The sequence below is a fragment of the Pseudomonas sp. FDAARGOS_761 genome, assembly GCF_013343155.1.
In the GTDB taxonomy this organism is placed as follows: Bacteria; Pseudomonadota; Gammaproteobacteria; order Pseudomonadales; family Pseudomonadaceae; genus Pseudomonas; species Pseudomonas aeruginosa.
The window spans coordinates 4,291,479-4,305,815 of sequence record NZ_CP054572.1 but is presented as its reverse complement, the minus strand read 5'-3'; the positions used below and the strand labels follow the sequence as shown (position 1 = coordinate 4,305,815).

The window sequence follows — 14,337 nt, the reverse complement described above, 5'->3', positions numbered from 1 at the left end:
AAGCACCGGGATCGATCGAATGACCTCCAGCAGCGTAGGGAAAGGTATTGCCATCTCCGGCATGTTCTTCATGCTCGGACTGTGTTTCGGGAGCCTCAGCTCCCGGATGGCCACGATAAAAGACGGACTCCAGCTTTCCGACGGGGTGTTCGGCAGTGCGCTTTTCGCCATGTCGGCCGGGGTGGTGCTTTCGTTGCCGGTATCCGGCTGGATGATCGCGAAGCTCGGCAGCAGAAACGTTGGATTAACGGCGATTCTCGCGAACGCCGTTCTGCTGTCCTTGGTTCCCTTGGCTTCTAGCGTCTACCAGCTTGCTGCCCTGTTGTTCGTATCGGGGTTCTCCTATAGCGCGGTCAATGTGTCGAACAATACCCAGGCAAGCCTGTCGGAGGCGCTCAGCGGAAAGACCGAGTTGCCGTTCTTCCACAGTATATGGGGGTTGGCGGGATTCGTCGGCGCCGGGTTCGGGGCGTTGATGATCGGGCAGGACTTTGCCTTGTCCACGCATTTCGGCGTGATATCGGTGATCGCCTTCCTGGCCGCCCTGGTCTGCTGGCGCTTTCTCCACGACCAGCCTGGCGCGGAGCGGGTCGGGCGGGCCTTCGCGATGCCGGACAGGAGGCTTTTCAACTACGGGCTGATCGTTTTTTTCTCGATGGCCTGCGAAGGCATCATGTACGACTGGAGCGTCGTCTATTTCCAGGACGTGGTATCGGCCGAGCGGCAACTGGTCGGAGTCGGCTTCATGGTATTCATGGGCGCCATGACTGTCGGCCGGCTTCTGCTGAACCGGGTCGCCGACCGTTTCGGTACGCGCAGCACCTTGCAGTGGAGCGGGGGGCTCGCCTTGATCGGCATGGTCACGACGATTGCCTATCCGAGCCTGCCGGCGTCGATCATTGGCTTCTGCCTTGTCGGTCTCGGCATCTGTACCGTCATTCCGCTGGTGGCGGGGGCCGCCGCCCGCTCCTCGAGCATGGCGCCGAGTTCGGCTATCGCAGCCGTTCTGACGATCGGATTCCTGGGCACGTTGATCGGCCCGCCGCTGATCGGCTTTCTCTCCGAAGCGTTCGGCCTGCGTTATGCCTTCGGCGCGTGCGTGGTCCTGGCCATCGGGATCATCCTTCGGGCGGGAAAGATACCGCGGCAAGCTCCGTCGGTCGTTTGACCATGCGCTCGACCGCTCGGGGAACCTGCCGCATGGGCGGTTCGCCGAGCGCTATGCCCTGCTGGCCTGCCGGCTGCGATAGTCTCTGGGCGAGCATTTCATGATGCGTTTGAAGGCGTTGCTGAAGGCGCTGTCCGAGCCGTAGCCCAGGGTTTGCGCGATCGAGGAAATCGTCGCTTTGCTGTCGCGCAGGGCGCGAGCGGCCAATTGCATACGCCAGTGCGATACATATTCCAGCGGCGCCAGTCCCGCGGTTTGCTTGAAACGCAGGGCCAGCGTGGAGCGCGAGGTACCCGCTACGTCGGCCAGGCGCTCGACCGTCCAGACTTTGGCCGGCTCGGCGTGGATCGCCCGGATCGCCGCGCCTATGCGCGGATCGGACAACGCCAGCAGCCAACTGGGCGTGTCGCTGCCCTCGCCGGCGAGATAGAGCCGCAGCACCTGCGCCAGCATGATGTGGCCCAGGTGGCGAGCGATCAGCGCGCTACCGGGTGACGGGCAGGAAAACTCATGGGCCAGTCGGTGCAGCGCCCAGCTCAGTACGGATGCCTGGTCCGAATCGCTTTTCACGACGGTCACCGGAGGCAGCCCGTCGAACAGCAGGTTGGCTTCTTCGCCAAAGGCGAAGCGACCGCCGATCAGGAAACAATCCTCGCTTTCCCCATAGTGCGCGACGCCGTCAGGGGCATCTCGGTAGAGCAGCGTGGCGTCGGCGGCGGGAAGGGATAGATCGCTGCCGACCAGCAGCGGACTGCGGCAGGACACCAGAAAGCAGTCGCCCGCTTCCAGTCGGATCGGCTCTTCCATGCCGTCGGTGGCCAGCAGGCAAGCGCCACGGACTACCACGTTGAACTTCACACCTTCCGGTGCCGGAAAGCGGAGTGCCCAATCGCCGCCGGTCTTCAGGGCGCCGAAGGAGGAGTCCTGGCTGTTGACCAGGGAAAGGACTTCGGAGAGAGGATCCATTGATGCTGGACGATCGCGATAGAAGATAGGAGTTTTTTGCATTCTAAGTCCGGAGATGTTCTCTCACAATGAGATTGCATCAGGTTGCCATCGACTCGGAGAACAGCATGCACGACAGACAGTTTCACATGCCTCCCGCTTTCGGCGGTGAGGCCAGCGACAGTGTCGCTCTCGCGGCGGGAGAGAAGCGATGATCAACCGTCAGATCGTTCTGAGTGAGCTTCCCCGGACTGCGCTCGCTGTCCGGCATTTTCAGGGGCGCGAGGTGCGTTGTCCGGTTCCGGCCGACGGTGAGCTGTTGCTTCGTGTCCTGTACATACCGCTGGACGCCGCCAGCCGGGCCTGGATGCAAGGCGCGACCTATCGCCCCGGCCTCGTGGCCGGGGAGGTGATGGCGGGGTTGGGGCTGGCCGAGGTGGTGGAATCGCGCTCGGCGTCGTTCCAGCCCGGCGACCTGGTCTGTGCCGAGACCGGCTGGCAGACTTTCGCGGTCGTGCCGGCGGCCGGGCTCATCAGGCTGCCGCGCCTGGAGCCCCTCACGCATCTGCTCAGCGTCTACGGCGTAGCAGGCCTGACGGCCTATTTCGGCCTTCTCGAATGCGCCAGGCCGGTGCAGGGCGAAACGCTGGCAGTGTCTGCCGCCGCCGGTGCCGTCGGCTCTATCGTCGGGCAGATCGCCAGGATCAGGGGCTGCCGTACCGTCGGCATTGCGGGAGGCGCCAGCAAATGCGCCTGGCTGGTTCGTGAACTGGGTTTCGACGCGGCACTCGACTACAAGACGGGGACGCTGGCCGATGACTTGCGGCGGACCTGTCCGGACGGGATCGACGCGTATTTCGACAACACTGGCGGTGCAATCCTCGATGCCTGCCTGCCGAACATGGCGGAGCATGGACGGGTCGCCTGTTGCGGCGCGATTTCGCAATACGACCTGGACCGACCCGCCGCCGGTCCTGCCGGGATCCCCGGGCTGCTCATCATCAAGCGCCTGACGTTGCGCGGATTCCTTCTTGGCGATTTTCTCGAGAGCAGAGAGCGGGCGCTCTCCGATCTCAAGGCATGGGTCGACTCCGGGCAGATCAAGGTATACGAGGATGTGCTCTACGGACTGGAAAGCCTGCCGGCGGCACTGGTCGGCCTGTTGAATGGCGAGAACTTCGGCAAGCGCATCGTGAAGGTAGCCTGAGCGCAGTCCGCGACCAGCGATCCGCCGCTGGCGCTGGGGAGCTCTTTTGCTTGCTGCAGGTCAGCGGGAGTGTATTTGTTCCGAGCGAGAACTCGCCTTGCGGGCGTGGAAATGAGAAAATCTATCATTTCCCAGCCGCAGTACCCGCGAAGGTGAAGGCTCCATGACATTTACCCGTAGACAAGTGCTCGGCGGCCTCGCCGGGCTGGCGGTAGTCGGCCTCGGCGCCGGCGGCGCGCGCCTCTGGCTGGCGCGTCCGCAGGTGGCGCAGGAGTACGACTACGAACTGATCGCCGCGCCGCTGGATCTGGAGATCGTCCCGGGCTTCAGCAGTCCGGCGCTGGCCTATGGCGGCCAGTGCCCCGGCGTGGAGTTGCGGGCGAAGCAGGGCGAGTGGCTGCGGGTGCGCTTCACCAACAGGCTGGACGAACCGACCACCATCCACTGGCACGGCATCCGCCTGCCGATCGAGATGGACGGCGTACCGTACATTTCCCAGCCGCCAGTGCAGCCGGGCGAGAGCTTCATCTACCAGTTCAAGACCCAGGACGCCGGCAGCTACTGGTACCACCCGCACCTGATGAGCAGCGAGCAGCTCGGCCGCGGGCTGGTCGGCCCGCTGATCATCGAGGAGCGCGAACCCACCGGGTTCCGCCACGAGAAGGTTCTCTGCCTGAAGACCTGGCACGTGGACGAGCAGGGCGCCTTCACCCCCTTCAGCGTGCCGCGCCAGGCAGCTCGCGAAGGCACCCGCGGGCGCTATTCGACGATCAACGGCAAGCATGTGCCGACCATCGACCTGCCGGCCGGGCAGATCGTCCGGGTGCGCCTGCTGAACGTCGACAACACCGTCACCTACCGTCTCAACCTGCCCAACGGCGAGGCGAGGATCTATGCCATCGATGGCCATCCGGTGGAACCACGCGGCTTCGAGGGGCAGTACTGGATCGGTCCCGGGATGCGCCTGGAGCTGGCGCTGAAGGTGCCGGAAGCGGGCACCGAGCTGTCCCTGCGCGACGGGCCGGTACGCCTGGCGACGATCCGCAGCGTGGCCAGCGCCGAGGCACCTGCCGGCGACTGGCCGAAGCCGTTGCCGGCGAATCCGGTGAGCGAACCGGACCTGGCCAATGCCGAGAAGATCGGTTTCCGTTTCGAGTGGGTCGGGGCGATGTCCGATACCAGCGGCAAGAATCCCTATCCGTCGTTCTGGCAGATCAACGGCAAGGCCTGGGAAGGCGGCGAGGAGCACAAGCACAACGCGCCGCCGCTGGCCAAGCTCAAGGAAGGCCAGAGCTACATCTTCGAGCTGCGCAACATGGCGCAGTACCAGCACCCGATCCACCTGCATGGGATGGCCTTCAAGGTACTGGATTCGGATCGCCGGGAAATCATCCCGTACTTCACCGACACCTACCTGCTGGGCAAGAACGAGACCGCCCGCGTCGCGCTGGTGGCGGACAATCCGGGCCTGTGGATGTTCCACTGCCACGTCATCGACCATATGGAGACCGGCCTGATGGGGACCATCGCGGTCGGCGAGGCCTGGTGCGGGTGACTAAGCTGATCAGCAACGGCAAGGGCTACCCGACGGTAAAAGGCGTGCGTCCGATCATCGATCGCAGCCGGGACCCGCATTTCATGCGCGAGGCCCTGGCAGAGGCGGAAAAGGCCGCGGCCCTCGGCGAAGTGCCGGTGGGCGCGGTCCTGGTGCGCGAGGGCGAGATCATCGGGCGGGGCTTCAACCGGCCGATCAGCAGCCACGATCCCAGTGCCCACGCCGAAATGCTGGCGATCCGCATGGCAGCGGCGGAGGCGGGCAACTACCGGCTGCCAGGCAGCACCCTGTATGTGACCCTGGAACCCTGCAGCATGTGTTCCGGACTGCTGGTGCACGCACGCATCCAGCGCCTGGTGTACGGCACGGTCGAGCCCAAGTCGGGCGCAGTGGAAAGCCGTGGGCGATTCTTCGAGCAGGAGCATCTCAACCATAGGGTCATGGTCGAGGGCGGCGTGCTGGCGGAAGAATGCAGCCAGGCGCTCTCGGCGTTCTTCCGCGCGCGGCGCGAAGCGGCGAAGAAGCCTCGCGAAGACTGACGGATGTTTCTCTTTTCGAACGCTCCGGCTGAAACGTTAAAGCACGCCATGGCGCCTTTCTCTCCTTCAAAAGCCATCTGCATCAATTATTTATCCGGATATTTCGGACGATCGGCATAGGCGTAAAGTCGTAGTCGCCGCGCGCTTCCTCCGTCGAATTGTGTGATATTTTGCACGGCCGCTTGAGCAAGCGGCCCGCAGGCAATGGCTTCAGGTGAGAGCGAGCCCGCCTGCGGATACCCCCGCCGGACCGCGCAGCCGAAAAGCGCGGCCGGTCCGGAGGCGTCCGCGATTCCCGGCCCTGCATTGTCCTCGAAGAAGGCCATCGGTACGGCGGTCCTGGCCGCCTCCCGCACAATGCCAATTCGAAATGCAGGGAGTTGTTGTCATGAGTGATACCCGGGTCCAGCAGTATCAGGATCACGCCGGGGCGGAAGCCGTCGATTCCTCGGGACTGGAGGTCAAGCGCCTGACGTTCCTCGAGGCGGTGGCGATGATCGTCGGAACCAACATCGGCGCAGGCGTGCTGTCCATGGCCTACGCCAGCCGCAAGGCCGGCTTCATGCCATTGCTGCTCTGGCTGGCGGTGGCCGGCCTGTTCACCACCATTTCCATGCTCTACGTCTCGGAAACCGCCCTGCGCACGCGCACCCACAACCAGTTGAGCGGCCTTGCCCAGCGCTATGTCGGCTCCTTCGGCGCCTGGGCGATCTTCCTGTCCGTGGCGGTCAACAGCATCGGCGCACTGATCGCCTACATGAGCGGCAGCGGCAAGATCCTCAGCGCCTTCTTCGGCATCAGCCCGGCCCTGGGCAGCGTGCTGTTCTTCATTCCGGCCGCCGGAGTGCTGTACCTGGGACTGAGCGCCATCGGCAAGGGCGAGAAGTTCATCAGCATCGGCATGGTCAGCATGATCCTGATCCTGGTGGCGGCCACCCTGCTCAACGACAATACCGAGTTCGCTCGCCTGCTCGAAGGCGACTGGATCTACATGGTCCCGGTATTCAACATCGCGGTGTTCTGCTTCTCCGCCCAGTACATCGTCCCGGAGATGGCCCGTGGTTTCAGCCACGCCCCGGAACGCCTGCCGAAGGCGGTGATCACCGGGATGCTGACCACCTTCGTCCTGCTCAGCATCGTGCCGCTCTCGGTGATCGCCCTGACCGGCCTGGAGAACCAGTCCGAAGTCGCCACCCTGGCCTGGGGCAAGGCGCTCGGCGAATGGGCCTTCTTCACCGCCAACACCTTCGCCCTGTGCGCCATGCTGACGTCCTACTGGGGCCTGGGCGGTAGCTTCCTGACCAACATCTTCGACAAGTTCCACAAGCTCGGTCCGGAGAACCGGCCTAAGACCCGCCTGCTGGTGCTGGCGATCGTCGCGCTGCCGCCGTTCGTCCTGGCTTACAGCGGGCTGGTCGGCTTCGTCAACGCGCTGTACTTCGCCGGGGCCTTCAGCGGAGTGATTCTCTCGATCATGCCGATCCTGATGCTGCGCTCGGCGCGCAGGAACGGCGACTTCGAGCCGGCCTGGAAATGCGGCTGGATCGCCCATCCGGCGATCCAGTCGGTGATCGTGACGATCTACCTGGCCAGCGCCGCCTACGCCATTTGCAGCGCCATGAACCTGCTGCCGGCCGGCTGGTAGGTCATCGCTGCCGGAAGAGGCCGCCATAGGGCGGCCTTTTTCATGGGATTTATTTTATCCGGATAATATTGTCGCTCTATTTATATCCGGGTATTATTCGGGCGTTCCATCCATGGGAGCCTGTCATGGCCAATGATCCATACATCCAGTCCTTCACCTGCTTCGACGGCACGCGCCGGCTGCTGACGGCGGCGCTGCCGGAGGTTGCGCTGGCCTTGAAGCAAGCGGTCGCCGGCGGTGCTGCCGGGCCGCTGCTGGTGTTCGACAATGCCACTGGGCGCTCCGTCGATCTCGATATCCGCGGTTCCCGCGAGGACCTGCTGGCGCGCCTGGTCGGCGCAGGCGAGCGGCAACCGGCGGAGGAGGCCGCGCCGCGCGGGCGCGGGCGGCCGAAGCTGGGCGTGGTGGCGCGCGAGGTGACCTTGCTGCCGCGCCACTGGGAATGGCTCGCCGCGCAGCCCGGGGGCGCCTCGGTGGCGCTGCGCAAGCTGGTCGAGGAGGCGCGCCGCAGCCAGTCCGGGCGTGCGCGGCAGGCGCAGGAGCGCGCCTACCATTTCATGAATGCGATGGCCGGCGACCTGCCGGGCTTCGAGGAGGCGACGCGGGCGCTGTTCGCCGGGGATCGCGAGGGCTTCGCCGAGCGGATCGCCGGCTGGCCGACCGATGTGCGCGAGCACGCCGCCTGGCTGGCAAGCGACGGAGAATCCTGAGGGGAGGGGGCGGCTAGAGTTTCTCGTCGCCGCTGTCTTCTTCCGGGCGCGTCTTGTTCACGCCGGGCAGGTGCAACCCGCTCTCGGCGATCTGGCTGCCTTCCATCTGCGGCTGGGTCACCCAGGTGAGGATGTCGTAGTAGCGCCGCACGTTCTGTACGAAGTGCACGGTCTCGCCGCCGCGCGCATAGCCGTAGCGGGTCTTGGCGTACCACTGCTTCTGCGCCAGGCGCGGCAGCATCTTCTTCACGTCCAGCCACTTGTTCGGGTTGAGGCCTTCCTTCTCGGCCATCTTGCGCGCGTCTTCCAGGTGCGCGCCGCCGATGTTGTAGGCGGCCAGGGCGAACCAGCTGCGGTCCGGTTCCTTGATGCTCTCGGGCAGTTCGCTGCGGATCTGCACGAAATACTTGCTGCCGCCCTGGATGCTCTGCTTCGGGTCGAGCCGGTTGGACACCCCCATCGCCTGGGCGGTGCGGTTGGTCAGCATCATCAGGCCGCGCACGCCGGTCTTGGAGGTGGCGCCGGGCTGCCACAGCGATTCCTGGTAGCCGATGGCGGCGAGCAGGCGCCAGTCGGTATCCAGCTGCTTGCCGCTCTGCTTGAAGTGGCTTTCGTAGCGCGGCAGGCGTTGCTGCAGGTGCTGGGCGAAGGTGTAGGCGCCGACGTAGCCGAGTACGTCGACATGCCCGTAGTAACGGTCCTTCAGGCGTTGCAGCAGGCCTTCCTTCTTGGCCTGGTCGAGGAACGCGTTGACCTCGTTCATCAGGCTGTCGTCGTCGCCCCCCGGCAAGGCCCAGGCCAGCCCGCGGGCTTCGCCGAAATCGAAGGCGACGCGGACGTTGGGGAAGTACACCTGGTTCATCGCCAGTTCGTTGGAGTCGACCAGGGTCAGGTCGATGTCGCCGACGTCGACCATGCGCAACAGGTCGACCACTTCGACAGCATCGGATTCTTCGTACTTCAGTTCGGGATACTGCTTCTTCAGCTCGGCGAGCTGCTCCGCGTGGCTGCTGCCCTTGAGCACCATGATGCGCTTGCCGACCAGGTCTTCCGGGCGGGTCGGGCGCTGCTGGCCGTTGCGGTAGATTATCTGCGGGGTGACGTCGAGGTAGGTGTGCGAGTAGCGCACGCTGGCGTCGTCTTCGCGTCCCGGGGTCAGGCCGGCCGCGGCGAGCGCCGGGCCGCCCTCGCGGGAAAGCTGGGCATAGAGGTCGTCGAGGTTGTCGGCGGTCTCGATCTTCAGCTCGACGCCGAGACGCTCGGCGAAGCGCTTGGCCAGTTCGTATTCGAAGCCGGTTTCGCCGTTGCGGTCCTGGAAGTAGGTGGCCGGGCTGTTGCGGGTGATCACGCGCAGTACGCCCTCCTTCTGCACGCGCTCCAGGGCGGTAGGGGCTTTCGCCTCGCTACAGCCCGCAAGCAGCAGAAAGATGCCGGTCGCCAACAGCCAGGCGGCGCAACGTAAGCGGTACGCGGTCAGGGCAAACATCGGCGCAGTATACGCAAAGGCGAGACGGCGCCATATCTCGACAGCCGGGACCTTCTCTGCTAGCGCCGGGATACCGTTCGTCCGCCGTTTCGCTTGCCCCGTCGCAGAGCGCTGCGGCGCCGTTCTCGAAGTGCTTCGAAGCGGGCCGCCGCGGATCCGATGGAGGGCTATGCGATAGCCATCGGCGCGGGTGCCGCCGGACGGTGCTTTACGGTAGAATGCACGGCCTCTGCGGGCCGGCCCGGCCGGCCCCCACACCTTCCCGTCTCCAGAGGCTGTTCCGACAATGCTGATCCTGCGCGGCGCTCCCGCCCTTTCCGCTTTCCGCCACGGCAAACTGCTCGAGCAACTGACCCAGCACGTACCTGCCGTTACCGGGCTGTACGCTGAGTTCGCGCATTTCGCCGACGTCACCGGCGCGCTCACCGCCGACGAGGAGCAGGTGCTGGCGCGGCTGCTGAAATACGGCCCGAGCGTGCCGGTGCAGGAGCCCAGCGGCCGGCTGTTCCTGGTGGTGCCGCGCTTCGGCACCATCTCGCCGTGGTCGAGCAAGGCCTCCGACATCGCCCGCAACTGCGGCCTGGCGAAGATCGACCGGCTGGAGCGCGGCATTGCCTACTATGTGCAGGGCGAACTGTCCGAGAGCGACGCCCAGCAGGTCGCCGCCCGCCTGCATGACCGCATGACCCAACTGGTGCTGGACCGCCTGGAAGGCGCCGCCGAGCTGTTCAGCCATGCGCAGCCCCGCCCGCTCACCGCCGTCGACGTGCTTGGCGGCGGTCGCGCCGCGCTGGAGAAGGCCAACGTCGAGCTGGGCCTGGCCCTGGCCGAGGACGAGATCGACTACCTGCTGAAGAGCTTCGGCGAACTGGGGCGCAACCCGCACGACGTCGAGCTGATGATGTTCGCCCAGGCCAACTCCGAGCATTGCCGGCACAAGATCTTCAATGCCAGTTGGGACATCGACGGGCAGGCCCAGGACAAGAGCCTGTTCGGCATGATCAAGAACACCTACGAGATGAACCGCGAAGGCGTGCTGTCCGCATACAAGGACAACGCCGCGGTCATCGTCGGCCATGTCGCCGGGCGTTTCTTCCCCGATCCGCAGACCCGCGAATACGCCGCCAGCCGCGAGCCGGTGCAGATCCTGATGAAGGTGGAGACCCACAACCACCCGACCGCCATCGCGCCGTTCCCCGGTGCCTCCACCGGTTCCGGCGGCGAGATCCGCGACGAGGGCGCCACCGGCCGCGGCGCCAAGCCGAAGGCCGGCCTGACCGGCTTCACCGTGTCCAACCTGCAGATCCCCGGTTTCGAGCAGCCCTGGGAAGTGCCCTACGGCAAGCCCGAGCGCATCGTCACCGCGCTGGACATCATGGTCGAGGGCCCGCTGGGCGGCGCCGCGTTCAACAACGAGTTCGGCCGTCCGGCGCTGACCGGCTACTTCCGTACCTTCGAGCAGAAGATCGCTACCCCTCACGGCGAGGAAGTGCGCGGCTACCACAAGCCGATCATGCTCGCCGGCGGCATGGGTAACATTCGCGACGAACACGTGCAGAAGGGCGAGATCAGCGTCGGCGCCAAGCTCATCGTCCTTGGCGGCCCGGCCATGCTGATCGGCCTGGGCGGCGGCGCCGCCTCTTCGATGGCCACCGGCGCCAGCTCCGCCGACCTCGACTTCGCCTCGGTGCAGCGCGACAACCCGGAAATGGAGCGGCGTTGCCAGGAAGTGATCGACCGCTGCTGGCAGCTCGGCGAGCGCAACCCGATCAGCTTCATCCATGACGTCGGTGCCGGCGGCCTGTCCAACGCCCTGCCGGAACTGATCAACGACGGCGGCCGCGGCGGTCGCTTCGAGCTGCGCGCGGTGCCCAACGACGAGCCGGGCATGAGCCCGCTGGAAATCTGGTGCAACGAGTCGCAGGAGCGCTACGTGCTGTCGGTGGACGCCGCCGACTTCGAGACCTTCAAGGCCATCTGCGAGCGCGAGCGCTGCCCGTTCGCGGTGGTCGGCGAGGCCATCGAGCAGCGCCAGCTGACCGTCGCCGACAGCCATTTCGACAACAAGCCGGTGGACATGCCGCTGGAAGTCCTGCTCGGCAAGGCGCCGCGCATGCACCGCGCGGTCACCCGCGAGGCCGAGCTGGGTGACGATTTCGACGCCGCCGGGCTGGAGCTGCAGGAAAGCGTCGAGCGCGTCCTGCGCCATCCCGCCGTGGCCAGCAAGAGCTTCCTGATCACCATCGGCGACCGCACCATCACCGGGCTGGTGGCCCGCGACCAGATGGTCGGGCCCTGGCAGGTGCCGGTGGCCGACTGCGCCGTCACCGCCACCAGCTTCGACGTCTACACCGGCGAGGCCATGGCGATGGGCGAGCGCACCCCGCTGGCGCTGCTGGACGCCCCGGCTTCCGGACGCATGGCCATCGGCGAGACGGTCACCAACCTGGCTGCCGCGCGTATCGGCAAGCTGTCCGACATCAAGCTTTCCGCCAACTGGATGGCCGCCGCCGGCCACCCCGGCGAGGACGCGCGCCTGTATGACACGGTCAAGGCCGTGGGCATGGAACTGTGTCCGGAACTGGGCATCACCATCCCGGTGGGCAAGGACTCGATGTCCATGAAGACCCGCTGGCAGGACAATGGCGAGGACAAGAGCGTCACTTCTCCGGTCTCGCTGATCGTCACCGGCTTCGCTCCGGTCGCCGACGTGCGCCAGAGCCTGACCCCGCAACTGCGCCTGGACAAGGGCGAGACCGACCTGATCCTGATCGATCTCGGCCGCGGCAAGAACCGTCTCGGCGGCTCGATCCTGGCCCAGGTCCACGGCAAGCTCGGCCGCGCCGTGCCGGACGTCGACGACGCCGAGGACCTGAAAGCCTTCTTCGCGGTGATCCAGGGGCTCAATGCCGACGGCCATATCCTCGCCTACCACGACCGTTCCGACGGCGGCCTGATCACCAGCGTGCTGGAGATGGCCTTCGCCGGTCACTGCGGCGTCGAGCTGAACCTCGATGCCCTGGCCGATAGCCGCGAAGAGCTGGCGGCCGTGTTGTTCAGCGAGGAACTGGGCGCGGTGATCCAGGTTCGCGAGGGCGCCACTCCGGAAGTCCTCGCGCAGTTCAGCGCCGCCGGTCTCGACGACTGCGTGGCGGTGATCGGCCAGCCGGTCAACGGCTACGAGATCAACCTGAACTACAACGGCGAGACCGTCTACAGCGCCCAGCGCCGCATCCTGCAACGCATCTGGAGCGAGACCAGCTACCAGATCCAGCGTCTGCGCGACAACGCCGACTGCGCCGAGCAGGAGTTCGACGCGTTGCTGGACGAAGACAACCCCGGGCTGTCGATCAAGCTCAGCTACGACGTCAACGACGACATCGCCGCGCCCTACATCAAGAAGGGCGTGCGGCCGAAAGTGGCGATCCTCCGCGAGCAGGGCGTCAACGGCCAGGTGGAGATGGCCGCGGCGTTCGACCGCGCCGGCTTCGCCGCGATCGACGTGCACATGAGCGACATCCTCGCCGGGCGGGTCGACCTGGACGCCTTCAAGGGCCTGGTGGCCTGCGGTGGCTTCTCCTACGGCGACGTGCTCGGCGCCGGCGAGGGCTGGGCCAAGTCGATCCTCTTCAACGCCCGCGCCCGCGACGGCTTCCAGGCCTTCTTCGCGCGCAAGGACAGCTTCGCCCTCGGCGTCTGCAACGGCTGCCAGATGATGTCCAACCTGCACGAGCTGATTCCCGGCACCGAGTTCTGGCCGCACTTCGTGCGCAACCGTTCCGAGCAGTTCGAGGCGCGGGTGGCGATGGTCCAGGTGCAGGAGTCGTCGTCGATCTTCCTGCAGGGCATGGCCGGTTCGCGCCTGCCGATCGCCATCGCCCATGGCGAAGGCCATGCGGAGTTCGAGTCGGAGGAAGCGTTGCTCGAGGCCGACCTTTCCGGCTGCGTGTCGCTGCGTTTCGTCGACAACCACGGCAAGGTCACCGAAGCCTACCCGGCCAACCCCAACGGGTCGCCGCGCGGCATCACCGGGCTGAGCAGCCGCGACGGCCGGGTCACCATCATGATGCCGCACCCCGAGCGGGTGTTCCGCGCCGTGCAGAATTCCTGGCGTCCGGACGACTGGCAGGAAGACGGCGGCTGGCTGCGCATGTTCCGCAACGCCCGGGTCTGGGTGGACTGATCCGGCATGGCGGGCGATGCGGACTCCAACTCGTCGCCCGACCTTCTTCCCGAGGTTCGCCGGGTCTCTCCCGGCGACACCTTGCGGCTCTGTACCTGCGGGGCTTCGGCTTCGCTTCCCGATTGTCCCGCCGACTGCCGCAACGGCCTGACGCTCCACGCGACCCGCGAGCGCCTGTTGCTGTTGTGCCGCTGCGGGCGCTCTGCCGACCTGCCGTATTGCGACGGTAGCCATGCGCCTTCCGCCTCCGGGCTGAAGGCCAGGTGGCGGCGTTTCCGCGGCTGAACGTAAATCTGTGAACGCCCGCACGAAGGTGTTGTGACGGGCGAACAAATGTTGCGCTTATCTGTCGTAAAGACAGCGTCAAATATTCATCATGTCAAGGCAAAGTGCCATTATTTGGCGTCGGCAGTCGCACAACCACCGACCGCCTCGTGCAGCATTCGATTCGTGCGGAGAAAACGATGTACAAGCTGTGTTTCTATGTGCCTGAGAGCCATCTGGATGTCGTCAAGCAAGCGGTGTTTGCCGCGGGTGGCGGGCGCATCGGGGCGTACGACAGTTGCTGCTGGCAGTCCCTTGGCCAGGGCCAGTTCCGGCCCCTGGACGGTAGCCAACCCTACCTGGGCCAGGTCGGCCAGGTCGAGCACGTGGCGGAGTGGAAAGTGGAGCTGGTGGTGGCCGACGAGCTCATCCACGCCAGCGTCAAGGCGCTGAAGGCGGCGCATCCCTATGAGACCCCGGCCTACGAGGTCTGGCGCCTGACCGACATGGTCTTCTGAGTTTTCCTCGGACAAGCAAGAAGGGCGGCCAGTGGCCGCCCTTTTCGTTATCCGCCTCATGGGGAGAGCCCGACCCGGGGCTGTGGCGTGGCGCGAACAACCGTCTCGCGATTATCG

General features: G+C 65.8%; 12 protein-coding genes. 9 read left to right on the top strand and 3 right to left on the bottom strand.

Annotated features, from left to right (window positions below):
• The first annotated feature begins 19 nt into the window (after positions 1-19).
• Positions 20-1,168, top strand: a complete 1,149-nt coding sequence (locus FOC67_RS20000) for an MFS transporter (RefSeq protein WP_009313491.1) — start codon at positions 20-22, stop codon at positions 1,166-1,168.
• Positions 1,169-1,219: 51 nt separating this feature from the next.
• Here FOC67_RS20000 and FOC67_RS19995 read toward each other — a convergent pair whose 3' ends face one another.
• Positions 1,220-2,134, bottom strand: coding sequence for an AraC family transcriptional regulator (locus FOC67_RS19995; RefSeq protein WP_009313493.1), 915 nt, complete (start codon positions 2,132-2,134; stop codon positions 1,220-1,222).
• Between the two features lie 190 nt (positions 2,135-2,324).
• On the opposite strand from FOC67_RS19995, the gene FOC67_RS19990 reads away from it, so the two are divergent.
• From FOC67_RS19990 to tadA, 3 genes are all read left to right on the top strand, one after another.
• On the top strand, positions 2,325-3,320 hold the full coding sequence (locus tag FOC67_RS19990; RefSeq protein ID WP_003137908.1) for an NADP-dependent oxidoreductase: 996 nt from the start codon (positions 2,325-2,327) through the stop codon (positions 3,318-3,320).
• Between the two features lie 163 nt (positions 3,321-3,483).
• Entirely contained in the window at positions 3,484-4,875 is a 1,392-nt protein-coding gene (locus FOC67_RS19985) for a multicopper oxidase family protein (protein ID WP_003137910.1), read from the top strand.
• A complete protein-coding gene (gene tadA / locus FOC67_RS19980; RefSeq protein ID WP_003092697.1) occupies positions 4,866-5,414 on the top strand; it encodes a tRNA adenosine(34) deaminase TadA in 549 nt (182 codons plus the stop codon). Before FOC67_RS19985 ends, tadA begins: the two co-directional genes overlap by 10 nt.
• A gap of 86 nt (positions 5,415-5,500) precedes the next feature.
• Here tadA and FOC67_RS19975 read toward each other — a convergent pair whose 3' ends face one another.
• Positions 5,501-5,740: a hypothetical protein gene (locus tag FOC67_RS19975; protein WP_152934617.1), complete on the bottom strand. Its 240-nt coding sequence runs from the start codon at positions 5,738-5,740 to the stop codon at positions 5,501-5,503.
• Between the two features lie 62 nt (positions 5,741-5,802).
• On the opposite strand from FOC67_RS19975, the gene FOC67_RS19970 reads away from it, so the two are divergent.
• Positions 5,803-7,059 carry an amino acid permease gene (locus FOC67_RS19970; RefSeq protein ID WP_003109809.1) on the top strand — a complete coding sequence of 419 codons (1,257 nt, stop codon included), beginning with the start codon at positions 5,803-5,805 and terminating at the stop codon, positions 7,057-7,059.
• Between the two features lie 125 nt (positions 7,060-7,184).
• A complete protein-coding gene (locus FOC67_RS19965) occupies positions 7,185-7,769 on the top strand; it encodes a DUF2239 family protein (RefSeq protein WP_009877513.1) in 585 nt (194 codons plus the stop codon).
• A 13-nt stretch (positions 7,770-7,782) separates the two neighbouring features.
• Here the strand turns inward: FOC67_RS19965 and mltF are convergent, their stop codons facing one another.
• A complete protein-coding gene (gene mltF, locus FOC67_RS19960) occupies positions 7,783-9,255 on the bottom strand; it encodes a membrane-bound lytic murein transglycosylase MltF (protein ID WP_003104806.1) in 1,473 nt (490 codons plus the stop codon).
• A gap of 286 nt (positions 9,256-9,541) precedes the next feature.
• Here mltF and purL point away from each other — a divergent pair, with 286 nt between their 5' ends.
• The 3 genes from purL (at position 9,542) to FOC67_RS19945 (ending at position 14,220) form a co-directional block, all read left to right on the top strand.
• On the top strand, positions 9,542-13,438 hold the full coding sequence (gene purL / locus FOC67_RS19955) for a phosphoribosylformylglycinamidine synthase (protein ID WP_003137917.1): 3,897 nt from the start codon (positions 9,542-9,544) through the stop codon (positions 13,436-13,438).
• 6 nt (positions 13,439-13,444) lie between these two features.
• Positions 13,445-13,723, top strand: coding sequence for a CDGSH iron-sulfur domain-containing protein (locus tag FOC67_RS19950; RefSeq protein WP_003113822.1), 279 nt, complete (start codon positions 13,445-13,447; stop codon positions 13,721-13,723).
• Positions 13,724-13,902: 179 nt separating this feature from the next.
• A complete protein-coding gene (locus tag FOC67_RS19945; RefSeq protein ID WP_003092679.1) occupies positions 13,903-14,220 on the top strand; it encodes a YqfO family protein in 318 nt (105 codons plus the stop codon).
• Positions 14,221-14,337 lie beyond the last annotated feature (117 nt).